The sequence below is a fragment of the Rhodoferax sp. SPJ4 genome (genome assembly GCF_058216275.1).
Genome location: NZ_JBYZMN010000003.1, coordinates 289,468 through 314,263, shown reverse-complemented (window position 1 = coordinate 314,263; position 24,796 = coordinate 289,468). Strand labels below are relative to the sequence as shown.

The following is a 24,796-nucleotide window of genomic DNA, read 5'->3' as shown; positions in this document are numbered from 1 at the left end:
GCTGAACTCAACGGGCCAGAACCTGCAGGTAAACCCCCGGCTCGGCCGACAAGCCTTGCTTGACTTGCTGGGTAATGGCATCGGCCAACACCTCTTCAGCGCCGGCCTCCAGCGCGTCCAGGGCGCGGCGCACGACCTCGTCGGGGCTGGACTTGGGCAGGTCAAAGTTCCTGGTCAGGTCGGTGTCGACAAAACCCATGTGCATCGCCAGCACCTGGGTGTGCTGGGCACGCAGCTCGTGGCGCAGGCCGTTGCTCAGCGACCAGGCGGCCGACTTGCTGGCGCCGTACACGGCCAGCGCGGGGCTGCTGATCCAGCTGGCGATCGACAACACGTTGAGCATGGCACCACCGCCATGGGAAGCGAGCACCGGCGCAAAGGCCTGACTCAGCCGCCACGGGCCAAAGAAATTGGTTTCCAGCTGCTCGCGCGCCGCCTCGACGCCGCCTTCAGCGAAGAAGCCCCCCATCCGGGCGATGCCGGCATTGTTGATGAGCAAGGTCACGTCGCCGCAATGCTGGGCGGCCGCTGCCACATCCGCCGGCCGTGTCACGTCGAGCCGAATGGCCTCCACGCCCGGCAGGGTGACGCTGGCCGGGTCGCGTGCGCCGGCGTAGACCTTGCGGGCGCCGCGGGCCAGCACCTGACGGGCAAAGGCCAGGCCAATGCCGCGGTTGGCGCCAGTGATCAACACGGTGGCGTTCTCGATGTTCATGGTTCAGATCCTGTGATGGGCAGCGATTGGAAATATGTATATGACGACCGTCATATACACGAGCGAAAAATGGGGAAAGGCAGCGAACACCATGGCGATTCAGTGGGCAGGGGTGTCGTACTGCGCCAGTAGGGCCCGGCGGGTGGCGTCCAGAAAAGCCAAGCCTTCGGTGTTGGCGCCCAGGGCCCGCGCCAGCTGCAAGGTCCCCACCAGCTGGCCGGCAATGACCGTGGCGGCTTGCGGCGCCGCACCCGCGGGCAGGGCCTGCTGGACGGCGCTCACCAGGCCCCGTACCCGCTCCGCTGCGGCCACGCGCACCTCGGTGGCCTGACGCGGCATTTCCGAGGCCAACGCGGCCACCGGGCAACCGAACTCGGTGGAGGCCAGGGTGCGCTCGGACAAATAGGTTTCCACCAGCCGACGGAATCGGCTGGCGTCCCCAGCCGCTGGGTCGGCGGCGGCCTGAGCGATGCGCGCCGCGCTCTCGGTGCCAGCACGCGCCAGCGCTTCGCACAACAGGGCGTCGCGCGACGCGAAATGGGCGTAAAAGCCGCCGTGTGTCAGTCCGGCCTGCTTCATGATGTCGGCCACCCCCACGCCCTGAAAACCAGAGCGCCGGATGGCCCGCGCCGCTGTCTCGACGATGCGATCGTGGGTGATTTCCTTGCGGCTGGGTGGGCTCGGCATGGCGCCAGTGTAGCGCAAAATATGATGATCGTCATATTTTGCGCTCACCCCGCCCGGCCACGGCGCAAAGCCGCTGCACAATCCCCTGATGCCCTCCCCACCCACTCCCGGCGCGCTGTCGCCCCGCACCGTGTTGCTGCTGGCCATGGCGCTGTCCCTGGGCGCGGCCATCTCGCTGGGCATCACCCGTTTTGCCTACGGCCTGCTGCTGCCGGCCATGCGGAGTGATCTGGGTTGGTCGTACACGCTGGCCGGTGGCATGAACACCGTCAACGCACTGGGCTATTTGCTGGGCGCCCTGGCCACCCCCCGGCTGATGCGCGGCATGGGCCCGTCGCGGCTGATGCTGCTGGGCGCGGTGCTGGCCAGTGGCTTCATGGCGCTGAGCGGTTTTTTCACCGAGGCCACGCCCTTGCTGCTGCAGCGCCTGCTGGCCGGCGTGGCGAGCGCCTTCATTTTCATCACCGGCGGCCTGCTGGCGGCCCGGCTGGGCGCGCTGCAGCCACAGCGTGGCGGCTTGCTGATCGGCCTGTACTACGGCGGCACCGGTCTGGGCATCACGCTGTCGGCGCTGCTGGTGCCGGTGGTGCTGGAAGCGGCCCAGGCCGTGCCCCATGGCTGGGCCTGGGCCTGGTGGGCGCTGGCTGCGGCCTGCGTCCTGGCCAGCGCGGCCCTGCTGTGGCCGGCCCGGGTGCTGGCCCGGCTGGAAGTGCCCGCTGCGGCCAATGCCGCCGCCCAGACGCCATTGCGCCTGCGGCCGCTGGGTTTTGCGTTGGCCGGCTACGGCCTGTTCGGCGCCGGCTACATCGGCTACATGACTTTTGTGATCGCCTTGCTGCGCGAACAAGGCGCCAGCGGCCCGGCGGTGACGGTGTTTTACGCGCTGCTGGGGCTGGCGGTGGTGGCCTCGTCACGCATCTGGGCCGGCCTGTTGGACCGCGCCCAAGGCGGCGGGGCGCTGGCGCTGCTGAGCGCCCTGCTGGGCGTGGCCACACTGCTGCCAGCCCTCACCACGGCCTGGGCGGCGGTGCTACTGTCGGGTTTGGTGTTTGGTGGGGTGATGCTGTCGGTGGTGGCGTCGACCACCGCCTTGGTGCGGCACAACCTGCCACAGGCGCAATGGGCGGCGGGCATCAGCGCTTTCACCGTGGTGTTTGCGGCCGGGCAAATCGTCGGCCCCACGGTGGTGGGCTGGATTGCCGACGGCCCAGGGGGCCTGGCGCGCGGGCTGGTGGTGTCGGCGCTGGGGCTGTGGCTGGGCTCGCTGCTGGCCTGGCGGCAGCGACCGTTGCCACGCTGAAAGCGCGCACGCCTTGATCGCAACGCGCCAGCTTGCTATTGATTTGTGAGCGATCGACTCAGGTCTTGTAGCTGGTGTCAACGCGCTCCAGCTTGCGGATCAATGCCGGCCAGGCAAAGGCCCCGCCCTGGCCACCGGTCTGCACCCGCATGGACTCGGCCACGCCGGCCACGATCTTCGGGTCCACCATCACCAGCGCGCCGCCGGCCTGGGCGCTGAGCTGGATCTGGCAGGTGCTCTCGAAGATGTACATCGCCAGAAAGGCGTCAGCGATGGTCTTGCCCACGGTCAGAAGGCCGTGGTTGCGCAGCATCAGGTGTTTGGCCTCACCCAGGTCGGCCACCAGGCGCGGCTTCTCGTCTTCGCGGAACGCCACACCTTCGTAGTCGTGGTAACCCAGCGAGCCCAGCACAAAGGTGGACTGCTGGGAGATGGGCAACACCCCGCACTTTTGCGCACTCACCGCCACGCCGGCCCGGCTGTGGGTGTGCAGCACACACTGCGCGTCTTCCCTGGCCTCGTGCACCGCGCTGTGGATCACAAAACCGGCCGGATTGACCGGGAACGGCGACTCGATGACCTTGTTGCACTGACCGTCCACCTTGACCAGCGATGACGCGGTGATCTCGTCGAACATCAACCCATAGGGGTTGATCAGGAAATGGTGTTCCGGCCCAGGCACCCGGGCCGAGATGTGGGTGAACACCAGGTCGCTCCAGCCATACAGCGCCACCAGCCGGTAGCAGGCGGCGAGGTCGCAGCGCAGCTGCCATTCTTCGGGCGAGACCTGGTCTTTGAGCGAGGGGATCGGCATGGGCGGGCTCCGACGAGAAAAGCCGCAGCATACCCGCGCCAGGCGCTGGGCACTGTCAACCAGAAGACGCCCCAAAAACACAGCGACCGCCAACCACCTGACGGTGGGGGGCGGCCGCTGGGGGAAGAAAACTCAGATCAGGGGCGAAGCGGGAATCGGCGAAGCACTCTGGTTGCCGATGGGCTCCAGGGCGCGCGGCTGCGGTGCCATCACCTGCACCGGCTTGGCCACGGGGGCCGCATCGGCAGGGGTTTCAGCCACCAGGTACTGAGCCAGCTCAACCTGGCTTGGGCTGTTGGCCGCCAGCGTGGCCTGCACCGGAAAGCGGGGCTTGGTCTGCTGGGCCAGGGTTTCTGTCTGGGATTGCTGGGCGTTGTAGGCCAGCATGGTCACGCGGTGGTGCTCGGCGGCCATGGCGCGGTACTTCGCGGCCTTGGCCTCGGACTCCGCGGTCAGCTTGTCATTGGTGTCGTTGTAGAAGATCACGCCAGCAATCAGCCCGCCCACCAGGGCGATCGGGTTGGCGGCGGTGGCCAGCACCAGCAGGTTGTTGACGGCTGCACCACCGAAGGCGCCGCTCATCGAGCTGAGGGTGCTCTTGCGTTCTTCGTCGGGCAGGGTGTCGGCCCACTTGGCCATGCCCATCTTGGCGGCAGTGACCATCAGGATGCCGACGGGCGACACCGGCATGATGGGGTTGGTTTCGATGCCGCCGGCGGCCAGCACACCGATGGTGGAGACACCGTCAGCCAGGGCCGCCGAGGCGGCGCGCTCCACACCACCGGCGTCGGCGGCCTTGTCGGCTGTGGTGCTCGACGGGTTGGTGGCCGAGGGGAAGGCGGCATTCTGGGCCGCCGGTGCCGTGTTCAACGAAGCCACCGTCGCGGGCGACTCGTCGAGGCGGTGGGCCATCAGCGCCGGTTTGACCACCGGTGCCGTCTGCACCCCACCCGTGTCGATCGGCAGCGAGGAGGCCACCACACCCATGTCGGTCTGCACGATGTCGGCGCGGATCACGGCGGAGCTCAGCGCGTAGGGCGCCTCGTCGCTGTGGGCCAGCATGGACAAGCCGGCAATGCAGGCGGCAGAGATCAGGGTGCGGGCGAGTTTCATGGACAACTTTCGTTCGGGTTGAAACGACGCACTTCGCATTGGGCGGGCAGGCGACCGGGTGGTCAAGCTGCGCAAACTACCGAGAGACGAAACGCGCTGGGATGGGTTGTATTCTGGTCATCCGCTGCCTGCCCCTTGGGCCGAATAAAGGCCATTCGACGCGGCATTTGGAAGTATTAATCCTGTCCCCCCGGCATGACCAAAGCCGCAGCCTAGCGCACGCCGACCAGGCGGGTTGGTCTCGTTGAAACAGCCCGTAAACCCTGTAAAACCCAGGCTCCGCCTAAAATACGCACATGGGCCGGCGCCGGATTCGCCACTCCGGCCACCCCTTGCGCAGCGCCGGCCGCACCCCAGAGAGCCCCCGATGATTTACCCTGAAACCTTCGACGTGATCGTGGTTGGCGGCGGCCACGCCGGCACCGAGGCCGCGCTGGCCGCGGCCCGCATGGGTTGCAAAACCTTGCTGCTGACCCACAACATCGAAACCCTGGGGCAGATGAGCTGCAACCCCAGCATCGGTGGCATCGGCAAGGGCCACCTGGTCAAGGAAATCGACGCGCTCGGTGGGGCCATGGCCGCCGCCACCGACGAGGGTGGCATTCAGTTCCGCATTCTCAACAGCTCCAAGGGCCCGGCCGTGCGCGCCACCCGGGCCCAGGCCGACCGCATTTTGTACAAGGCCGCCATCCGACAGCGGCTGGAGAACCAGCCCAACCTGTCGCTGTTCCAGCAGGCGGTGGACGACCTGATGGTGGAAGGCGACCGTGTGGTGGGCGCTGTGACGCAAGTGGGCATTCGCTTCCGTGCACGCACGGTGGTGCTGACCGCCGGCACCTTTCTCGACGGCAAGATCCATGTGGGCCTGAACCATTACGCGGCCGGCCGCGCTGGCGACCCCCCGGCGGCCAGCCTGAGCGCCCGGCTGAAAGAACTGAAGCTGCCCCAGGGCCGGCTGAAAACCGGCACACCGCCGCGCCTCGACGGCCGCAGCATCGACTTCTCCAAATGCACAGCGCAACCCGGCGACGGCATGCCCGGCGGCATGGGCGACAGCGTGCCGGTGTTCAGCTTCATGGGCCATGCGTCGCAGCACCCGCAGCAAATGCCTTGCTGGGTGACCCACACCAACGAGCGCACCCACGACATCATCCGCTCCGGTTTTGACCGCAGCCCGATGTTCACTGGCAAGATCGACGGCGTCGGCCCGCGTTACTGCCCCAGCGTGGAAGACAAGATCAACCGCTTCGCCGGCAAGGACAGCCACCAGATTTTTCTGGAACCCGAGGGCCTGACCACCCACGAGTTCTACCCCAACGGCATCTCCACCAGCCTGCCGTTCGACATCCAGTACGCGCTGGTGCGCAGCATGGCCGGGCTGGAAAACGCCCACATCCTGCGGCCGGGCTACGCCATCGAATACGACTACTTCGACCCGCGTTCGCTGAAAAGCAGTTTCGAAACGCAACAAATTGCCGGGCTGTTTTTTGCCGGCCAGATCAACGGCACCACCGGCTACGAAGAGGCGGCGGCCCAGGGTTTGTTTGCCGGCGTCAACGCCGCGCTGCAATGCCGCGGGGAATCACCCTGGCTGCCGCGCCGGGACGAAGCCTACCTGGGTGTGCTGGTGGACGACCTGATCACCCAGGGGGTGACCGAGCCCTACCGCATGTTCACCAGCCGGGCCGAGTTCCGCCTGCAGCTGCGCGAAGACAACGCCGACATGCGCCTGACCGAGATGGGCCGCCAGCTGGGCCTGGTGGACGACTCGCGCTGGGACGCCTTCAGCCGCAAGCGCGACGCTGTTTCACGTGAAACAGAGCGCCTGCGCAGCCTCTGGGTCAGCCCCAAGAACCTGGCCGCCAGCGAAGCCGAGCGGGTGCTGGGCAAGGCCATTGAGCACGAGTACAGCCTGGCCGAATTGCTGAAGCGGCCGGACGTGAGCTATGCCACGCTGATGTCGCTGGACGGCGGCAAGTACGCCAACGCCGCCCTGCCGGCCGGGCAGGGCGATGACGCGGTGGCTGCGGTGGTGGAGCAGGTGGAGATTACCGCCAAATACGCCGGCTACATCGACCGACAAAAAGACGAGGTGGCCCGCGCCAGCCACTACGAGCACCTGAAGCTGCCACCCGACCTGGACTACATGCAGGTCTCGGCACTGAGCATCGAGGCGCGGCAAAAACTCAACAAGCACCGGCCCGAAACCCTGGGCCTGGCCTCGCGCATCTCCGGCGTCACGCCGGCCACCATCTCGCTGCTGATGGTGCACCTGAAAAAGCGTGGCTTCAAAGGCTTTGGCCCACAAGCCTCCGCCCCCGAAGACCAGGCCGCCTGAATGACGGCCGCCACCACCCCCCTCACCACACCAGGCCTGACACTGAGCGACCCCCAACAGGCCCAGCTCGAGGCCTATTTGGCGTTGCTGCAAAAGTGGAACAAGGTCTACAACCTGACCGCGGTGCGTGACCCGGCCGAGATGCGCACCCACCATTTGCTGGACAGCCTGTCGGTGGTGACACCGCTGCAGCGGCAGGTGGGGGCGGGACCCCAGCGGATTCTGGACGTGGGCGCCGGGGCCGGCCTGCCTGGCGTGGTGCTGGCCATCACCCGGCCTGAGTGGAGCGTCACCTGCGTCGACACCGTGGGCAAGAAGGCCGCCTTTGTGCAGCAGGTGGCCACCGAGTTGCGCCTGCCCAACCTGCGCGGATTGCACGCCCGGGTGGAAAGCCTGACCGGTCACGATTTCGACGTGGTCTGCTCCCGCGCCTTTGCCTCGCTGGTGGACTTCACCACCTGGTCGGCCGAGGCCCTGGCGCCCACCGGCGTCTGGATGGCCATGAAGGGCAAACACCCGACCGCCGAGATCGGCGCGCTGCCCGCCACCGTGGACCTGTTTCACGTGGAACAACTGGCCGTGCCCGGCCTGGACGCCGAGCGCTGTCTGCTCTGGCTGCGCAAAAAAACCGCCTGAGCGGCCAAGCCGGCCGTCGCGGCCGCGTTTCGTCCAAGTAAACTCAGCCTCCCGACATGGCCGCGCCCGCGGCCCTCCGGTTGGCCCGCGCGCCACGATTCACCACTCCGAGACCTGCATGGCCAAAATCTTCTGTGTTGCCAACCAAAAGGGTGGCGTTGGCAAAACCACCACCACGGTCAACCTGGCCGCTGGCCTGGCCAAGGTGGGCCAGCGGGTGCTGATGATAGACCTCGACCCGCAGGGCAACGCCACCATGGGCTCGGGCATCGACAAACGCACGCTGAAGCTCACGGTTTATGACGTGCTGCTGGAATCGGCCTCGGTGGCTGAAGCCCGGCTGCGCAGCGAGAAATGCGGCTACGACGTGCTGGGCGCCAACCGCGAACTGGCCGGTGCCGAGGTCGAGCTGGTGGAGGTCGAGCGGCGCGAACGCCGGCTCAAGACCGCGCTGGCCGCTGCCGATGCCGACTACGACTTCGTGCTGATCGACTGCCCGCCGTCTTTGAGCATGCTCACCCTGAACGGCCTGTGCGCCGCCCATGGCGTGGTGGTGCCCATGCAGTGCGAGTACTTCGCGCTGGAAGGCCTGACCGATCTGGTCAACACCATCAAGCAGGTGCACGCCAACCTGAACAAGGATTTGCAGATCATTGGCCTGCTGCGGGTGATGTTTGACCCCCGCATCACCTTGCAGCAGCAGGTGAGCGACCAGCTCAAGGCCCACTTTGGCGACAAGGTGTTCGACAGCGTCATCCCGCGCAACGTGCGGCTGGCCGAGGCACCGAGCTATGGGCTGCCCGGCGTGGTGTTCGACGGCGGTGCCAAGGGCAGCCACGCCTACGTGGCCTTCGCCCAGGAAATGGTAGACCGGGTGCAGCGCCTGCGCTGAGCCTCGCACGCCCCCAGCGCTTTGAGCCACCCCACCGTTTTGATCCTGCCCGGCTGGCATGGCAGCGATGCCGGCCACTGGCAAAGCCTTTGGCAAACCCGCCACGCCCACCGGCGGGTGGAGCAGCACGACTGGGACCGCCCGTTGCGTGGCGACTGGATCGCCCGGCTCGAAGACATGCTGCTGCACACCACCACCCCCGATACACCGGCCACACTGGTGGCCCACAGCCTGGGTTGCGTGCAGGTGGCCGCCTGGGCCACCCATTCGCGCCACACCGGGCGGGTGAGGGCGGCGCTGCTGGTCGCGCCGCCCGACACCGAAACCGAGGCCTTGCGCGGCCCCTTGCCCGGCTGGGCACCGATTCCACTGGCCCCGTTGCCTTTTGCCAGCCTGGTGGTGTCCAGCAGCAACGACCCCTGGTGCAGCCCCGAGCGCAGCCGCGCCTTCGCCGCCGCCTGGGGCTCACGCCACGTGGAAATACCCAACGCCGGCCACCTCAACACCGCCTCTGGCCTGGGCGACTGGCCCCAGGGCCAGGCCTTGCTCACCGATTTGATGAAGGACTGACACCATGGTCACCAAGAAACCCAAGGGCCTCGGCCGCGGCCTGGAAGCCCTGCTGGGCCCCACCGCCGGCAACGACGGCGACAACCCCGCACCCGCCGGCCTGCCCACCACACTCAACCTGAGCGACCTGGTGGCCGGCGTCTACCAGCCCCGCACCCGTATGGACGAGGGCGCACTGTACGAGCTGGCCGAGAGCATCAAGGCCCAGGGCATCATGCAGCCCATCCTGGTGCGCCGGCTGAGCGACGAGCAGGCCGCGCAGCGCAACCCATCTGCGCGCGGCCCGGTATACGAAATCATCGCCGGCGAACGCCGCTTCCGTGCCGCCAAGCTGGCCGGGCTGGACGAGGTGCCGGTGCTGGTGCGCGACGTGCCCGACGAGTCGGCCGCCGCGATGGCGCTGATCGAGAACATCCAGCGCGAAGACCTGAACCCGCTCGAAGAGGCACAGGGCCTGCAGCGGCTGATCAAGGAGTTCGGCTTCACCCACGAGCAAACTGCCCAGGCGGTGGGCCGCTCGCGCAGTGCCGCCAGCAACCTGCTGCGCCTGCTGAACCTGGCCGAGCCGGTGCAAACCATGCTGATGGCCGGTGACCTGGACATGGGCCATGCCCGTGCGCTGCTGGCACTGGACAAGGCCACCCAGATCACCGCCGCCAACCAGATCAGCGCCCGAAAGCTGTCGGTGCGCGAAACCGAAAGCCTGGTGAAAAAGCTCAGCGCCGAGTTCGCGCTGGTGGCCACCAAGCCCAAGAAGGAAAAGTCGCGCGACCTCAAACGGGTCGAAGAAGAGCTGTCCGACCTGCTGGCCGCCGCGGTGGAGGTGCGGGTGAAGAAGCGCGTCAAACGCCACGGCCGCATGGAAGAACTGGGTGAACTGGCCATCCAGTTCGGCTCAATGGACGAGTTGAACGGGCTGATCGACCGGCTGCGGTCAACCGGCCACTGACGCACCCGGTCAACACCTTTGGCGAGTGGGCAAACCCACCTGAATTGGTGACAATTCGTCATATGCACGGCGGTGTGTCGGCCGCCAAACCCACCTCGCTTCCACGGAGTTGAACCATGTTTTGTACCGCTTTGTCCGTCCTTCGGCACATTCTGCGCGCCGCATTGACCGGCGGCAGCCTGTGGGCCTTGTCCCTGGTGGCCGCGGCCCAGACCCTGGGCGGTGGTGGTGGCCCGGCCGGTGACGCCACCCAGGTGGAGAAATGCGATGCGCCCAAGGGCACGATCGCGGTGGTGGAGCCGCAGGACGCGGTGATCCAGTCGCTGTTCAGCTACGGCCTGAAGTCACCCACCGGCATGATCCGCATCATCATCCAGCAGTCCAACTGCTTCCAGGTGGTGGAGCGCGGCGTGGGCATGCAGAACATGATGCAGGAGCGCGCGCTGGCCGAAGGCGGGCAGATGCAAGGCGGGCAAAACGTCGGCAAGGGCCAGATGGTGGCGGCCGACTTCATCCTGACCCCCGGCATCGTGTTCTCCAACAACAACGCCGGTGGCGTGGGCGGTGCGCTGGCCGGATTTGGTGGCAAGCTGGGCATGCTGGGCGCGCTGGCCGGTGGCGTCAAGTTCAAGGAAGCCCAAACCAGCCTGGTGATGGCCGACACCCGTTCCGGCATCCAGGTGGCAGCGGCCGAAGGCAGCGCACAGAAGACCGACTTCAACATCGGTGGCGCGCTGTTCGGCGCTGGCGGCGGGGCGGCACTGGGCGGCTACGGCAACACCGCCGAGGGCAAAATCGTTGCGGCCTCCTTCCTCGACAACTGGAACAACATCGTCCGCAGCATCCGCAGCAACCCCTCGCTGGTACAGGCCAAGGCCGGCGCTGCCAGCCAGCAGAACGCGGCCGCCAGCGTCAAGGCCGGGGCAGGGGCAGGCGGCACGGCCGGTGACGTGTACATGCCCAAGATCGCCAACATCAAAGCCTGGCGCAACCCGGCCGAAGGCGGACCGGTGGTGGCCACGCTGCAAAAAACCGACGAGGTGATCTTCGAAGGCGAGGAAAGCAACGGCTTCATGAAGGTCGCCACACCGCAGGGCAGCGGCTGGGTCAAGGCGGTGATGCTGCGCAAGCAGTGAGCCCAGCGCCACGTGAAAAAAGGCCTCTTCGGAGGCCTTTTTCATTCGAAACAGCCTGTAGCCTTTGCTTCACACGGGTTTATTGCTCTCTTTTTTGAAGCATTTAAACCAATGACACGGCTCGGTTGAGCACCTTGCGCGGGTTCATCGCTCGCTTGATGGCCAAACGGAGCGCAGGGCAGGGGGCACGCATCACGGGGTCTCCAGCCCCTCCCGCGCGGCGAACGGCGAAAATGCGGAAAACAGAGGACCAACATGGGCAATCGACTGACACAAATCGCCACCCGCACCGGCGACGGCGGCACCACCGGCCTGGGCGACAACACCCGCGTGAGCAAGGACAGCCTGCGGGTCCACGCCATGGGCGACGTGGACGAGCTGAACTCCCACCTCGGCCTGCTGCTGTGCGAAGAGCTGCCGGCCGGCGTGCGCAGCCTGCTGGTGGAAATCCAGCACCAGCTGTTCAACCTGGGCGGCGAGCTGAGCATCCCCGGCTTCGAGCTGCTCAAGCCCGAGGCGGTGCTGGCGCTGGACGAGGCGCTGGCCGAACACAACGAGGCCTTGCCCCGGCTGCAGGAATTCATTCTGCCGGCCGGCAACCGCGCCGCCTCGCAGGCCCATGTCTGCCGCACCGTGGCCCGCCGGGCGGAGCGGGCGGTGGTGGCGCTGGGCGCGGCCGAAACCCTGAAAGACACGCCCCGCCAGTACCTGAACCGGCTCAGCGACCTGATGTTTGTGCTGGCCCGGGTGCTGAACCGCATGCACGGCGGTGACGACGTGTATTGGAAAAGCGAGCGCCTGGCCCGCGCCGACGCCGAATAAGCGGACTCAGCCGCGCGGCGACAACACCGCCATGGTCAGTCGCGACACACAGACCAGCCGGCCGTCGTCGTCGCTGATGTCGATCTGCCAGACCTGGGTGCTGCGGCCCAGGTGGACCGGCCGGGCCACGCCAGTCACCCAGCCCTGGGTGGCGCCACGCACATGGTTGGCGTTGATGTCCAGGCCCACGGTGCTGTAACCCTTGTCCACCGTGTAGGCCGAGGCCAGCGAGCCCAGGGTTTCGGCCAGCAGCACCGAGGCGCCGCCATGCAAGCGGCCAAAGGGCTGTTTGGTGCGCCGGTCCACCGGCAGCCGGCCGCGAACGAAGTCGTCACCCACTTCCAGAAACTCCATGCCCATGTGTTCGGGTGCGGTGTCCACATGGATGCGGCGGATCTCGTCCAGGCTCAGGTCTTGTTTCCAGATGCGCACGGGTCACTCCAGGGGTTTGGCCAATCAGGGCAGGGCCGGCGCCGGGTTTCAGTGGCAAATCGCACGCTTTGGCCGGCCTGAATGAAATTATCGTCCAGGGGTCAGTCCAGCGTCCGGCGGGTTCTGGTGCAGCGCCCTATCATGGCCACAACACCCACCCACCGCCCACCCATGAGCCTGTTGTTCACCCCCTTCACGCTGCCGTCACCCCAGGGCGGGCTGCGGCTGGCGAACCGCCTGGTGGTGGCGCCGATGTGCCAGTACGCCGCCCGCCATGGCCAGGCCACCGACTGGCATCTGATGCACTGGGGCTCGCTGCTCAACAGCGGCGCCGGGCTGTTCACCATCGAGGCCACCGCCGTCACGCCCCAGGGTCGCATCACCCCGGCCTGCCTGGGCCTGTGGGACGATGCCACCGAACAGGCCCTGGGCGACCGGCTGGATCGGGCCCGGGCGCTGGCGCCGCCGGTGCCGGTGTGCCTGCAACTGGCCCACGCCGGCCGCAAGGCCTCCAGTGCCGTGCCCTGGGCCGGCGGCCAGCTGCTGGCCCATGAAGCCGGCGGCTGGGACACCGTGGGCCCGTCGGCGCTGCCCCAACTTCCTGGCGAGCGGCCGCCGCTGGCGTTGGATGACGACGGCATGCAGGCGGTGCTGGAGGCCTTCGTGGTGGCCACCGGGCGGGCCGAGCGGCTGGGCATCGAGGCCATCGAGCTGCACGCCGCCCACGGCTATCTGCTGCACCAGTTTCTGTCACCGATCGCCAACCACCGCAACGACGCCTACGGCGGCAGCTTCGAGAACCGCATCCGCTTCCCGCTGGAAGTGTTTGCCGCGATGCGCCAGGCCTTCCGCGGCGTGCTGGGGGTGCGGGTGTCGGCCAGCGACTGGGTCGACGGCGGCTGGGACCTGACACAAACCGCCTGTTTTGCCGAGCAGCTGAAGGCGCTGGGCTGCGACTTCATCCATGTGTCGTCCGGCGGGGTCTCGCCCACCCAAAAGATCGCCGTCGGTCCTGGCTACCAGCTGCCGTTTGCCCGCCAGGTGCGCCAGCAATCCGGCCTGGCCACCACCGCGGTGGGCCTGATCACCGAGCCGGCGCAGGCCGAGGCCTTGCTGGCCGCTGGCGACGCCGACCTGGTGGCGCTGGCCCGTGGCTTCCTCTACAAGCCGCGCTGGGGCTGGGAAGCGGCCGCCACACTGGGCGGTGAGGTGGCGGCCCAGCCCGCCTACTGGCGCTGCCTGCCCCGCGAGGCCCAGGCCATCTTTGGCCCGGTGCGCATCGGCGCGCGCTGAGGCCGCTGCGACAAGCGTCAAAATACGGGGGGTTTTGCCCTCCGTTCCGCGCATGGTCCCCCGGTCAGCGCCGGCATCATGACCCCCTGCGCGCGCCATCTGCACCTGCGGTGGCTTGTTTTGTTCACCGTTGTTGTCACCCCATGTTGTCGGTTCCACGCCTGCTTGCCTGCCTGTTCCCCCTGGCCATCGTCGGTTGCGCCTGGACGCCGACCGCGCCCGAAGCGCCAGTGGCACGGCCCGCCCCCATTCCCAACTTTCCGTCCCAGGTGCTGGTCCGTCGGACGCCACCCACCCCCGCAGGCCAGGCCGCACCCACCAAGCCAGCGCAAAGCCCGGTGGCCGCCGACAAGCCGGGCGAGGCCGAGTTGCCGGTGCAGGCCTTGCCGTCGTGGCGGGTGGCCGCTGTGGCAGCCCTGAGCGACGCCGACACCCTCGGGCCCATCGTGGAGCGGCCGGTGCCGCATGGCAGCGACGCCCACCGCCCCTCGGTCTTCAGTGCGGCCAAGCCGCCAGCGCCACCGGCACGCACGGTGAGCTGCAAAGCCGAGCGCACCCGTCAGGGCTTCGACGAAAAAATCACCGTCAGCTGCAACAACAACGGCAAACAAACCCAGACCGTGTTCCTGCAAATCGACGCCGTCGGTCTGGCCGGCCTGCCCAGCCCCGACGAGGTGCGGGCCGGCTACCCCATACCCCCCGGCAAAAGCCGCACCCTGGCCACGCTGACCACCGTCTCACGGCCCGCCCGCGCCGACATCGCCTTCACCACCGAAGCCCGGCCCTGAGGGCACCCCCGGCCCAATGAGGCCGGCTGGCTGGCAGGGGAGTCCACGCACCGCATAATGCGGCGCATCCACCACCTGCCCCCTGCGTCTGTCCGAATGTCCCTTGCCCGTCTCTGCCTGAGCGCCTCGCCCCTGTGGCTGGCCGGCTGCGCCCTGTTGCCCTTCGGGGCGTCTCCACCCCCTGCTCGCCCCGCCGAACCGCCGCCCGCCGTGGTGGTGACGGCCGCCGAGGTCAAACCCGCCGAAGCCATGCCGGTGGCCCCTGTGGCCACGCGGGTGCCGGCCGCCGACCCATTGCCGCCGCTGCCCAGGGCCCAGGCCAAAGCCCCCGCGGTCAAGCCCGCTGCCCCCAAGCCCGAGGTCGACTGCCAGTCCCAGCGCAGCGGCCGTGGTGACGACGAAAAAACCACCATCCGCTGCACCAACCACAGCACCCAGGCCCGCACTGTGTTCCTGAAACTGGATGCCATCGGCGTCTCCGGCATTCCCACCGTGGCCAGCGAGAAGGCCGGCCACCGGCTGGCCGCGGGTGAGACCAAGGTGCTGGCCACGCTGGCGGTGATTTCGCGACCGGCGCAGGTGCGCTTCAGCGTCAGCTCCGCCGCCGCGCCCTGAGCCCACGGTGCTGACGCCGCCGTGCTGGACACGGCTGGCCAATGCGGCATCATCGGCCGCATGACCGCTCCCAACACGGCCCCGTTTGTTCCCCAAATCCGGCTCTACCAGGACTGGCTGCACGACCAGCGCGGGCTGACGTTTGACGACTACGACGCGCTGTGGCGCTGGTCGGTGACCGACCTCGACGCCTTCTGGCAAAGCATCTGGGACTACTTTGGGCTGCAGTCGCCCACGCCCCACCGGGCGGTGCTGGCCCGCCGCACCATGCCGGGCGCCGAATGGTTTCCCGGCGCCCAGGTCAACTACGCCCAACAGGTGTTCCGCCATGTGGCGCCGGCCAGTGCAGCGGGCCTGCCGGCGCTGGTGAGCCGCGACGAACGGGGCCGGCACCGGGAACTGTCCTGGCCCGAGCTGCAGCGCCAGGCGGCCTCGCTGGCGCTCCACCTGCAAGCCCAAGGCCTGAAAGCCGGCGACCGGGTGGCGGCCTATTTGCCCAACATCCCCGAAGCCATGGTGGCGTTTCTGGCGGTGGTCAGCCTGGGCGGGGTGTGGAGCATCTGCGCGCCCGACATGGGCACGGCCGCGGTACTCGACCGCTTCCGCCAGATCGAGCCCACCGTCCTGATCGCCTGCGACCAAGTCACCTACGGCGGCCGCACCCTGGACCGGCGCGGCGTGCTGGCGGAACTGCGCGCGGCCCTGCCCAGCCTGCGCCATGTGCTGCTGCACCGCGACGCCGGGGAAGCCGCCGAGCCGGTGGCCGATACCGCCGACCTGGCCGCAGCCTGCGCCCGCAACGACGCGGCCACCGCCGCCTTCACGCCGCGCTGGCTGCCTTTCGACCACCCGCTGTGGATCGTCTACAGCAGCGGCACCACCGGTCTGCCCAAACCCATCGTGCACGGCCATGGCGGCACCGTGATGGTGGCGCTGGCGCTGAAATGCCTGCACAACGACATCGGCTGCAGCTACGCGCCCAACTCTTTCGGCGAGCGCTACCACTGGTACAGCTCCACCGGCTGGGTGATGTGGAACGCGCAGATGAGCGGCCTGCTCAACGGAACGACCTGCGTGATTTACGACGGCAACCCCGGTGGCGCCACGGTCGACGCCCAGGGCCAGAAAATCGCGCCCGACTGGACCACGCTGTGGCGCTTCGCGGCCGAGACTGGCGTCACCTTCTTCGGCGCCGGCGCGGCCTTCTACGCCAACGGCATGAAGGCCGGCATCGAACTCGCCACCATCCCCGGCCTCGGCCACATCCGCGCGCTGGGCAGCACCGGCTCGCCCCTCAGCGAGGACGTGCAGCGCTGGGGTACAGCGCAGATGAGAGAGGTGTACCAACAACCAGCGGACCATCCGCCGCCGGGCCGCCCCAAGGCGGATGCGGCCCCCTCGGGGGGCAGCGAGCCACACGCAGTGGGCAAGCGTGGGGGCGACATCTGGTGGTGCAACATCTCTGGCGGCACGGACTTTGCCGGCGCCTTCATCGGCGGCAACCGCGAGCTGCCACTGGTACCCGGCGAGATGCAATGCCGGCTGCTGGGCTGCGCGGTCGAGGCCTGGAACGAGCAGGGCCAGCCCGTCACCGGCGAGGTGGGTGAGCTGGTCTGCACCGCGCCCATCCCGTCCATGCCCTTGTATTTTTGGGGCGACACCCACAACCAGCGTTACCTGTCGAGCTACTTCGACATGTACGCCGGCGTCTGGCGGCATGGCGACTGGCTGAAAATCTCGCCCCAGGGCGGCTGCACCATCTACGGCCGCAGCGACGCCACCATCAACCGCCACGGCTTGCGCATGGGCACCAGCGAGCTGTACAGCGCGGTCGAGGCCTTGCCCGAGGTGCTGGACGCCATGGTGGTGGATCTGGAGTACCTGGGCCGCGAGAGCGACATGCCGCTGTTTGTGGTGCTGCGCGAAGGCCTGGTGCTGGACGCGGCGCTGAAAGACCGCATCAACGGCGCCATCAAGACCGCGCTGAGCCCGCGCTTCGTGCCCAACAGCATCTGGCAGGTGCCGGAGATCCCGCGCACCCTGTCGGGCAAGAAGCAGGAACTGCCCATCAAAAAGCTGCTGCTGGGCCAGCCCATCGACAAGGTGGTCAACCGCGACGCCATGGCCAACCCCGGCTGCCTGGGCTGGTACGTGGACTTTGCCGCCCGGCGCGCCACACCCACCTGAAAAAAATTGGCCCCGGGGACGTGAGTCGCCGGGGCCAAACGCGGCTTCCGCCACGCCCGAGGAGAGAGGGGTGTCACAGCACGGGACTCACCTGATGGTCCGGTGTAAGTAGCAGGGCGTGCCCGGCTGTGACGAAAACAGTGCCAGCGGCGGTGGGGTGAGGACTTCCTTTCTTTCCTTATCGGCGGCTGGCTTGGTTCCATTAGATGCCTGCGCTTGGGGCCAGAGCACGCGAATAGAGGGGGGTTTGGGGTGCTGCTCTGAGGGCCTGGTGCGGCCCACCGGCAGATGATGGGCGGTTGGGGCCCAGCACACCGGCAGGTGCCCCGGTACAATGAGGCCATCGATTCGTCACCCGCCCGGTGACTGCCCTCCCGCCGCGGCCCGCACCGCACCGGGTTGCACTGGGCGCCTCGCAGGTCTTCAGCCAGAACGGCCGCCGGTTGCCCCGGTGCCGCAGGTGCGCGCCAGGCACCGCTCCGACCCTTTACCCGCCCCCATCGATACGCCCCGACGCGGCCGCCCCTGAAGCGCGCGTCGGCCACGCCCATCGCTCCCCGAAAGCCCGCGCCAATGCGCCGGCCGCCCCTGACCTGAAAGACGCCCCATGGCCAAAGAAGAACTGATTGAAATGAACGGCAAGGTCGACGAGGTCCTGCCCGATTCGCGCTTTCGCGTGACGCTGGACAACGGCCATGTGCTGGTCGCCTACACCGGCGGCAAGATGCGCAAGCACCACATCCGCATCATTGCCGGCGACGCGGTGTCGCTGGAGCTGTCGCCCTACGACCTGACCAAGGGCCGCATCACCTTCCGCCACATCAACGGCCGCGGCCCCGCGCCCGCCGCCCGCCGCCGCTGACGCGGCCGCCACCGGCGCCCTACAACGGGTGCTCGGTGTAAAAACGCCCGCCGTGGAACAAGAGCGGCGCGGCCTGGGCCTGGTACTGGCAACGCTCCACCTCGCCGACAAAAATCACGTGGTCACCCTCGTCGTAGCGGCTGCGGTTGAAACACTCGAACGTGGCCACCGCGCCGGCAATCAGCGGCGCACCGCCGGCGCCGTCGCTGTGCACCACACCCTCCCAGCGGCCTGGCAGCCGGCTGGCGAAGCGCTCAGCCAGCCCCTGCTGGCCCACCCCCAGCACGTTCACCGCATAGTGGCTGCAGCCGGCAAACGCCGCGCGCGCGCTGGCCGTACGCGACAAGCTCCACAACACCAGCGGCGGTGCCAATGACACCGAGTTGAACGAGTTCACCGTCATGCCCACCGGCGTGCCGTCGGCCGCCCGGGTGGTGACGATGGTCACGCCGGTGGCGAACATGCCCAGGGCGGCGCGGAATTCGGGGGAACTGAAGGCGGGCGGCTGGGCCCGCTGGGGGCGGCCCCCCACCGCGGACCGGGTGTCCGGGGGGTCGGGTTGTTGCATGGGTCCATTATTGTGGATAGGGCTCGCCCCCAAGCGCATCGGGCTTTACACAGGCGACAGAAGCGGCCCTCGCGGCGTGGCCGACAATGCCCCCGCGTGACCTGTTTTGCCCTTTCCTCCCCCCTCCGATGGCGCTTGTGGTGCGCGGCCTGGCCGCTGGCCGCCACCCTGCTGGCCACGCCTGCGTTGGCGCAGGACACCGAGGCCTGCGGCCCGCTGGTGCGCTGGCTGCCGGCCGTGGGCCGCAGCGACTGCCAGGGCGCCTTGCTGGAAGCCACCGAGGGCCGCTCGGTCAGGGGCCAAACCATCTACCGCCGCGACGTGACCGTGCCCGAGCCGCGGGTGCGGGTGCTGGTGCTGGGCGGCATCCATGGCGACGAGCGCTCGTCGTCCTCGCTGGTGATGCACTGGATCACGCTGGCCGGGCTGGACCCGGCCGCCGTGCACTGGCGCTTCATCCCGGTGCTCAACCCCGACAGCATGTTCCGCAGCCAGCCGCAGCGCACCAACGCCCGCGGCGTGGACCTGAACCGCAACTTCCCCACGCCCAACTGGCTGCACGACAGCCGCACCTACTGGGAGCAGCGCACCCGCAAGGACCCGCGCCGCTACCCCGGCCCCAGCCCGCTGTCCGAGCCCGAGTCGCGTTTTCTGCACGCCGAGATGGCCGCCTTCCAGCCGCATTTGATCGTCAGCGTGCACGCACCCTATGGCGTGCTGGACTTCGACGGCCCCAACCTGGAGCCACCGCGCCGCCTGGGCCAACTGCACCTCGATCCGGTGGGCGTCTACCCTGGCTCGCTGGGCAACTACAGCGGCGTGCACCGCGGCATGCCGGTGGTCACCATCGAGTTGAACAACGCCAACCGCACACCACCGCCGGCCGAGATGGGCAAGATGTGGACCGACCTGCTGGCCTGGATGCAGGCCCATTTGCCTGGCATGGCGCCGCCCCCACCGCCGGCAGCGCCAGAACCACTGCCGGCGTCCGCCAGCGCGCCGGAAACACCACCGGCCGGCCCGGGTCCCAGCCCGGGCCTGCTGGCGCCCGACCTGCCGCCGCCGCTACCATCGGGGCCGGAGCCGGACACCACGCCGGCGCCGCCCACGGAGGACCCCGCATGATCAGCCGCCGCGCCCTGAACCGTGCCGCCCTGGCCCTGGCCTTGTCACCCTGGGCCCAGGCCATGGCCCAGCCCCACAGCGCCGCGCCGCGCTGGCAGCGCGACCCCTTCGCGCTGGGCGTGGCCAGCGGCATGCCGCGGCCCGACTCGGTGGTGCTGTGGACCCGGCTCTGCGAAGGCCTGGACGGTGAGCTGCCGCTGGCTGCCGGCCAGTCGGTCGTGGTGCGCTGTGAGATTTGCAGCGACGAGGCGATGCGCCAGCCGGTGCAGCAGGGCGAGGTGCGCACCGACGCGCAGCGGGGCTTTGCCGTGCACCTGCTGGCCCAAGGCCTGCAACCGGGCCGCGACTACTGGTACCGCTTCCATTGCGGCAGCGCCAGCAGCCGGGTCGGCCGCACCCGCACCGCACCGGCCGCCGACGCGGCCGTGGCCTCGCTGCGGCTGGCGCTGGCCTCCTGCCAGCATTACGAGCAGGGCTTTTTCACGGCCCACCGCGAGATCGCGCAGCAGCCGCTGGACCTGGTGCTGTTTGTCGGCGACTACATCTACGAGACCGTCAGCAAGGCCGCCAGCCTGCGCCAGCACGCCAGCCCTGTGCCTTACTCCCTGGCCCAGTACCGACAACGCCATGCGCAGTACAAGCTCGACGCCGACCTGCAGGCCGCCCACGCCGCCCACCCCTGGCTGCTGATGTGGGACGACCACGAGGTGGTGAACGACTACGCCGGCGAGCTCGATCCCTTCTACACCGAGCCCAAACGCTTTCTGCAGCGCCGCGCCGCCGCCTACCAGGCCTATTTCGAGCACATGCCGGTTCGCCTGCCACGCGACGCCGACCGTGCCGGCCTGTGGGCCCACGCGCCGCTGCACAACCGCTACCTGTGGGGCCAGCTGGCCGAGCTGTGGACGCTGGACTGCCGGCAGTTCCGCAGCGCCCAGGCCTGCGACGACCCGCGGCGCCGCAGCGCCCACATGGTGACCGGCTGTGACGAACTGGCCGACCCGACCCGCAGCATGCTGGGCGCGGCCCAGGAGCGCTGGCTGGCCGAGGGCCTGGCCCAGTCCACCCGGCGCTGGCAGCTGCTGGCGCAGACCACCCAGATCGCCGCCAGCGGCATCAATGCCGCCACACCTGGCGGCCCGCGCAGCACCTTCACCGGCGCCTGGGACGGCTACCCCGAAGCCCGCCGCCGGCTGCTGCAAAGCGTGGCCGACGCCGGCCTGAACAGCGTCGTGGCCCTCGGTGGCGACGTGCACCACCACCTGGCCGCCAACCTGCGGCTGCAACCCAACGACCCGGCCTCGCCGGTGCTGGCCAGCGAGTTCGTCACCAGCGCCATCACCTCGCGTGGCCTGGGCGAGAAAAGCCTGGCCGCGATGCGCGCCAGCAACCCCGACATCGCGCTGGCCCGCGGCGACGGCCGCGGTTATGTGCAGCTGGAAGTGACGCCCGAGGCCACCCAGGCCACCTTTCGCGGCACGACCTACCCGGTGGCCGCCGACGCGGCGTTCACCACCCAGGCCATCGGCCGCGTGACCCACGGCCGCCCAGGCGTGGAAATTACCTGAACATCACGCGAAGTGACGCGCGCCACGGCTCGGGATGGAATGCAAGGCGCGATGGGCAGCCCATAGCCCAGCTGTTGGCAAGCATGGCAACGCCGCAGTCCGCCCGAGCCGTGGATGCGCGTCAGCGGCCGGTGCGGAGGGTGTCCATCAAGGCCTGCGCCTTGTCCTGGTCAAACACCCCGTCGGCCCGGGCCAGCACGTCACCGCTGCGGCTCAGCACCAGCGCATAGACCTGCTCGACGCTGGGCAGGTGGACGGCGCGCACGAAGGCGTCGCGGTCGGTGAACACCGGCACCAGGTGGGCCCGGTCCACCGGGTTGGGGTAGCGGGCCTGCAAACGGTTTTGCAAGGCCTCTCGGGCGTCGGCGTCGCCGGGGTCGTTGACCACCGCCATGCGCACCCACTGCACCTCGGCATCGTCGCGCAGCCCCAGGCCATGCACCCAGGTGTCGAGGGCACTGGCATGGCCGCGCTGGAAACCGACCAGCGCCAGCGTGCGCTCGGCTGGCAGGCCGGCGGGCAGCTGCAATGGCTGGCGGTTCAGGTCCTGCGTTGCCAGTGGCGGCAGCGAGCCCATCAGCTGGCGCTCGCTGGGACCGGCAAAGGCCAGCAGCATGGCGGCCGCCACCGCGGCCACCCAGGTGAGGATGTCTTTCCAGAGAGCTGGCAATGGGGGCATGGCACTGGCCTTTCCAAGGACCGGATTCAACATCCGGTTGTACGGGCCTCTGCGTCACGCAAGTTTTATGCAAGGTGAGTGGTTGTGACCGCGTGTAAGCCTAGACTGACCAGTCACCAAATGACCTTGCCGCCCACGAAACGACGTGTACGCCTAAAATCCCTGCCATGACCATCGCCACCGCCGCCCCTCCCCGCGCCAATTTCAAGGCGCAAATGCTGCAGGCACGGGAGGACGCCATTGTCAGCACCGTCAACCGGCTGCTGGCCGACAAGGGCTTCGAGGCCATGACGGTGGACGAGGTGGCGGCCGCGGTGGGCATCGCCAAGGCCAGCCTTTACAAACACTTTCCCAGCAAAGAGGCGCTGGCCGCCGCCGCCATGGTGCGGGTGATGCGGCGGGCCCAGGCCTTCATACGCACCATTCCGGCGAGCGATGCACCGTTGGCGAAGCTGCGCGCCATGGCGGGCTGGACCATGTCGGTGCAGCTGGCCGGCGACATGCCCTCGCTGCCCAGCCACAACTCCAGCCTGCGCGCCACGCTGATGGACACCAAGGACTACATCGATGGCCTGATGGACCTCAGCGACCGCATGGGTGAGTGGATCGAGGCCGCGCAGGCCGACGGCAGCCTCAACCCCCAGCTACCGCCCATCGCGGTGCTGTACACCATGTACGCCCGCGCCTGCGACCCGGTGCTGGAGTTCCTGAAGCTGGGCGGCCAGCACAGCGACGAGGAAATCGTCGCCCTGGTGCTCAGCAGCTGTTTTGACGGCCTGCGGGCGCGTTGAGCGGCAGCGTCACGCAAAAGTCCTCGCGGAAGGCGGCCTGCTCACCCTTGCGGGCATAGCCCAGCGGGTTGGCCACCACCCGGCAGCCGGCCTGAATGTGGTCCACCGGGCAGTGCAGGTGGCCGTGCAGCCACAGGTCGGCCAAGGGCAGCAGATCGTCCAGCGCGTTGCAAAAGCCGGCCGTGCCAGGCACCAAACCGTAGCGCGGGTCGGCACTGGCCAGCGTGGGGGCGAAATGGGTCAGCACCACTGTCGGCCCGTCAAAGGGTTGGGCCAGCGCCTCGCGCAGCCACTGCTGGCACAGCAGGCCCCGCTCGCGCACCGCCTCGGCCAGAAAAGGCTGGCCAAAGCGGCTGCCACCGGTGTGGCGCAGGTAGAAGTTGGCGGCACGGAAGGCCTTGTCACGCGCCTTGAGCTGCTGCGTCAGCGGATCGGGCGGGGTCTGGCCGGGCACCGGCCGGGGCGGCTTGGCGGGGGCGGGCGGGTGCAGCGCCAGCGCATCGAAATCCGACCACAGCGTGGTGCCGACAAAACGCACGCCGCCCCACAGCACCGTTTCGCGCTCCAGCCAGGTCATGCCCAGCCGCTCGCAGGTGGCGCGCAGCCGGTCGTGGGCGGCGTCGAAATCCAGGTTGTCGTACTCGTGGTTGCCCGGCACAAACAGCACCGGCGTGGGCCAGCCGTGCAGCGGAGAGAAACGGCTCAGGCCGAAGTCATCGGCTTCCAGCAGCGAGCCGCGCTGGTAGGAGCCGATGTCGCCGGCCAGCACCAGCAGGTCGGCGCCGGGCGCGGGCTGCGGGGTGAAATGGGGGTGCACTTCCAGGTGCAAATCCGACAGCAGCTGCAGTTTCATGGCCGCATTGTCCATCGCGGCCCACAGGGTCAAAGGCGCTGCGGTGTAATGACGCCATGAACTCCGCCCACGACGTTCCCCCCCTGGTCCAAACCCCGCGTGCGGTCGAGCGCCTGGTGGTGGGCCAGCCCACCCGCGACGGCGCCGGCGTCAAGCTGACCCGGGTGCTGACCCAGGACCTGCAGCAGCGCCTGGACCCCTTTCTGATGCTGGACAACTTTGCCAGCGACGACCCCAAGGACTACGGCGCCGGCTTTCCCAGCCACCCGCACCGCGGCTTCGAGACCATCAGCTACATGCTGAGCGGCCGCATGCGCCACCGCGACAGCGCCGGCCACGAAGGCCTGGTGGCCGACGGTGGTGTGCAATGGATGACGGCCGGCCGCGGCGTGGTGCACAGCGAGATGCCCGAGCAGGTGGAGGGCGTGATGGAGGGCTTCCAGCTCTGGCTCAACCTGCCCGGCCGCGACAAGCTGTGCCCGCCCTGGTACCGCGATTTCCAGCGCACCGACGTGCCCGAGGCCCGCACCGAGAACGGCACGCTGCTGCGGGTGATTGCCGGCACCGCACGCCTGGGCGGGGGCCGCGAGCTGGCCGGTGCGGTGCAGCGCCCGGCCAGCGATTTTCCCACCGACCCGCTGATCCTCGACATCCACCTGCCGGCCGATGGCCGCCCCTTCAGCCACCCGATCCCGGCCGGACACAACGCCTTTGTCTACGTCTACCGCGGCACCGCGCGGGTGCTGGGTGCCGACGGTGCCACCACCCCGGTGCCGCGCCAGCGCATGGCCATCCTGGGCCAGGACGGTGACGGCCTGACACTGCACAGCGACCCGTCGCAGACCGAGCCGGCACGGGTGCTGCTGGTGGCCGGCAAGCCGCTGCGCGAGCCCATCGCACAGTACGGGCCCTTTGTGATGAACACCCGCGAGGAGTTGATGGCGGCGGTGGACGATTTCAACGCCGGGCGCCTGGGCTGAGCCTGCGCAGGGCCGCGTCTTTACCTGGGCGCAGCAAACCCTCACCACCGCAGACACAAGCGCGCCGGACACTGACCTCCTGC

General features: G+C 68.7%; 25 protein-coding genes. 17 read left to right on the top strand and 8 right to left on the bottom strand.

The window, feature by feature from the left end; genetic code table 11:
• Window positions 1–7: 7 nt before the first annotated feature.
• Window positions 8–715 (bottom strand): SDR family oxidoreductase, encoded by a 708-nt coding sequence (locus AC4BAR_RS12675; RefSeq protein WP_490628227.1) that lies wholly within the window; start codon window positions 713–715, stop codon window positions 8–10.
• 99 nt (window positions 716–814) lie between these two features.
• Entirely contained in the window at window positions 815–1,402 is a 588-nt protein-coding gene (locus AC4BAR_RS12670) for a TetR/AcrR family transcriptional regulator (protein WP_490628226.1), read from the bottom strand.
• An 88-nt stretch (window positions 1,403–1,490) separates the two neighbouring features.
• On the opposite strand from AC4BAR_RS12670, the gene AC4BAR_RS12665 reads away from it, so the two are divergent.
• Entirely contained in the window at window positions 1,491–2,702 is a 1,212-nt protein-coding gene (locus AC4BAR_RS12665; protein WP_490628225.1) for a YbfB/YjiJ family MFS transporter, read from the top strand.
• A 58-nt stretch (window positions 2,703–2,760) separates the two neighbouring features.
• Here the strand turns inward: AC4BAR_RS12665 and AC4BAR_RS12660 are convergent, their stop codons facing one another.
• Together AC4BAR_RS12660 and AC4BAR_RS12655 are read right to left on the bottom strand one after the other, a co-directional pair.
• On the bottom strand, window positions 2,761–3,516 hold the full coding sequence (locus AC4BAR_RS12660) for a class II aldolase/adducin family protein (protein ID WP_490628224.1): 756 nt from the start codon (window positions 3,514–3,516) through the stop codon (window positions 2,761–2,763).
• 132 nt (window positions 3,517–3,648) lie between these two features.
• On the bottom strand, window positions 3,649–4,629 hold the full coding sequence (locus AC4BAR_RS12655; RefSeq protein ID WP_490628223.1) for a hypothetical protein: 981 nt from the start codon (window positions 4,627–4,629) through the stop codon (window positions 3,649–3,651).
• 367 nt (window positions 4,630–4,996) lie between these two features.
• Here AC4BAR_RS12655 and mnmG point away from each other — a divergent pair, with 367 nt between their 5' ends.
• From mnmG to AC4BAR_RS12620, 7 genes are all read left to right on the top strand, one after another.
• Window positions 4,997–6,967, top strand: coding sequence for a tRNA uridine-5-carboxymethylaminomethyl(34) synthesis enzyme MnmG (mnmG, locus tag AC4BAR_RS12650; protein WP_490628222.1), 1,971 nt, complete (start codon window positions 4,997–4,999; stop codon window positions 6,965–6,967).
• The gene (gene rsmG, locus AC4BAR_RS12645) at window positions 6,968–7,603 is read left to right on the top strand and encodes a 16S rRNA (guanine(527)-N(7))-methyltransferase RsmG (RefSeq protein WP_490628221.1); all 636 of its coding nucleotides are present in this window, start codon (window positions 6,968–6,970) and stop codon (window positions 7,601–7,603) included.
• Window positions 7,604–7,721: 118 nt separating this feature from the next.
• Window positions 7,722–8,495 carry a ParA family protein gene (locus AC4BAR_RS12640; protein WP_490628220.1) on the top strand — a complete coding sequence of 258 codons (774 nt, stop codon included), beginning with the start codon at window positions 7,722–7,724 and terminating at the stop codon, window positions 8,493–8,495.
• Window positions 8,496–8,516: 21 nt separating this feature from the next.
• Complete coding sequence (locus tag AC4BAR_RS12635; protein ID WP_490628219.1) at window positions 8,517–9,065, top strand: RBBP9/YdeN family alpha/beta hydrolase; 549 nt, start codon at window positions 8,517–8,519, stop codon at window positions 9,063–9,065.
• A gap of 4 nt (window positions 9,066–9,069) precedes the next feature.
• Complete coding sequence (locus AC4BAR_RS12630) at window positions 9,070–10,014, top strand: ParB/RepB/Spo0J family partition protein (protein ID WP_490628218.1); 945 nt, start codon at window positions 9,070–9,072, stop codon at window positions 10,012–10,014.
• A 116-nt stretch (window positions 10,015–10,130) separates the two neighbouring features.
• The gene (locus AC4BAR_RS12625) at window positions 10,131–11,150 is read left to right on the top strand and encodes a CsgG/HfaB family protein (protein ID WP_490628217.1); all 1,020 of its coding nucleotides are present in this window, start codon (window positions 10,131–10,133) and stop codon (window positions 11,148–11,150) included.
• A gap of 255 nt (window positions 11,151–11,405) precedes the next feature.
• Entirely contained in the window at window positions 11,406–11,972 is a 567-nt protein-coding gene (locus AC4BAR_RS12620; RefSeq protein WP_490628216.1) for a cob(I)yrinic acid a,c-diamide adenosyltransferase, read from the top strand.
• A 6-nt stretch (window positions 11,973–11,978) separates the two neighbouring features.
• Here the strand turns inward: AC4BAR_RS12620 and AC4BAR_RS12615 are convergent, their stop codons facing one another.
• Window positions 11,979–12,404 (bottom strand): hotdog fold thioesterase, encoded by a 426-nt coding sequence (locus AC4BAR_RS12615; protein WP_490628215.1) that lies wholly within the window; start codon window positions 12,402–12,404, stop codon window positions 11,979–11,981.
• A 171-nt stretch (window positions 12,405–12,575) separates the two neighbouring features.
• On the opposite strand from AC4BAR_RS12615, the gene AC4BAR_RS12610 reads away from it, so the two are divergent.
• From AC4BAR_RS12610 to infA, 5 genes are all read left to right on the top strand, one after another.
• Complete coding sequence (locus AC4BAR_RS12610) at window positions 12,576–13,697, top strand: NADH:flavin oxidoreductase/NADH oxidase (RefSeq protein WP_490628214.1); 1,122 nt, start codon at window positions 12,576–12,578, stop codon at window positions 13,695–13,697.
• A gap of 143 nt (window positions 13,698–13,840) precedes the next feature.
• Window positions 13,841–14,485: a hypothetical protein gene (locus AC4BAR_RS12605; RefSeq protein ID WP_490628213.1), complete on the top strand. Its 645-nt coding sequence runs from the start codon at window positions 13,841–13,843 to the stop codon at window positions 14,483–14,485.
• A gap of 96 nt (window positions 14,486–14,581) precedes the next feature.
• Window positions 14,582–15,100 carry a hypothetical protein gene (locus tag AC4BAR_RS12600; protein ID WP_490628212.1) on the top strand — a complete coding sequence of 173 codons (519 nt, stop codon included), beginning with the start codon at window positions 14,582–14,584 and terminating at the stop codon, window positions 15,098–15,100.
• Between the two features lie 60 nt (window positions 15,101–15,160).
• Window positions 15,161–17,287 carry an acetoacetate--CoA ligase gene (locus AC4BAR_RS12595; protein ID WP_490628211.1) on the top strand — a complete coding sequence of 709 codons (2,127 nt, stop codon included), beginning with the start codon at window positions 15,161–15,163 and terminating at the stop codon, window positions 17,285–17,287.
• 607 nt (window positions 17,288–17,894) lie between these two features.
• Complete coding sequence (gene infA / locus AC4BAR_RS12590) at window positions 17,895–18,149, top strand: translation initiation factor IF-1 (RefSeq protein ID WP_490628210.1); 255 nt, start codon at window positions 17,895–17,897, stop codon at window positions 18,147–18,149.
• 19 nt (window positions 18,150–18,168) lie between these two features.
• Here the strand turns inward: infA and AC4BAR_RS12585 are convergent, their stop codons facing one another.
• Window positions 18,169–18,717, bottom strand: a complete 549-nt coding sequence (locus tag AC4BAR_RS12585) for a flavin reductase family protein (protein WP_490628209.1) — start codon at window positions 18,715–18,717, stop codon at window positions 18,169–18,171.
• A 96-nt stretch (window positions 18,718–18,813) separates the two neighbouring features.
• Between AC4BAR_RS12585 and AC4BAR_RS12580 the strand changes: the two genes are divergently transcribed.
• Window positions 18,814–19,842, top strand: coding sequence for a M14 family zinc carboxypeptidase (locus AC4BAR_RS12580; protein ID WP_490628208.1), 1,029 nt, complete (start codon window positions 18,814–18,816; stop codon window positions 19,840–19,842).
• A complete protein-coding gene (locus tag AC4BAR_RS12575) occupies window positions 19,839–21,410 on the top strand; it encodes an alkaline phosphatase D family protein (protein ID WP_490628207.1) in 1,572 nt (523 codons plus the stop codon). Before AC4BAR_RS12580 ends, AC4BAR_RS12575 begins: the two co-directional genes overlap by 4 nt.
• A 121-nt stretch (window positions 21,411–21,531) precedes the next feature.
• On the opposite strand, the gene AC4BAR_RS12570 is transcribed toward AC4BAR_RS12575, so the two are convergent.
• Window positions 21,532–22,089 (bottom strand): hypothetical protein, encoded by a 558-nt coding sequence (locus tag AC4BAR_RS12570; RefSeq protein WP_490628206.1) that lies wholly within the window; start codon window positions 22,087–22,089, stop codon window positions 21,532–21,534.
• A 167-nt stretch (window positions 22,090–22,256) separates the two neighbouring features.
• Here AC4BAR_RS12570 and AC4BAR_RS12565 point away from each other — a divergent pair, with 167 nt between their 5' ends.
• Window positions 22,257–22,880 carry a TetR/AcrR family transcriptional regulator gene (locus tag AC4BAR_RS12565; RefSeq protein ID WP_490628205.1) on the top strand — a complete coding sequence of 208 codons (624 nt, stop codon included), beginning with the start codon at window positions 22,257–22,259 and terminating at the stop codon, window positions 22,878–22,880.
• Here the strand turns inward: AC4BAR_RS12565 and AC4BAR_RS12560 are convergent.
• On the bottom strand, window positions 22,846–23,733 hold the full coding sequence (locus AC4BAR_RS12560; protein WP_490628204.1) for a metallophosphoesterase: 888 nt from the start codon (window positions 23,731–23,733) through the stop codon (window positions 22,846–22,848). The genes AC4BAR_RS12565 and AC4BAR_RS12560 overlap by 35 nt on opposite strands.
• 56 nt (window positions 23,734–23,789) lie before the next feature.
• Here AC4BAR_RS12560 and AC4BAR_RS12555 point away from each other — a divergent pair, with 56 nt between their 5' ends.
• Entirely contained in the window at window positions 23,790–24,713 is a 924-nt protein-coding gene (locus tag AC4BAR_RS12555; protein ID WP_490628203.1) for a pirin family protein, read from the top strand.
• Window positions 24,714–24,796 lie beyond the last annotated feature (83 nt).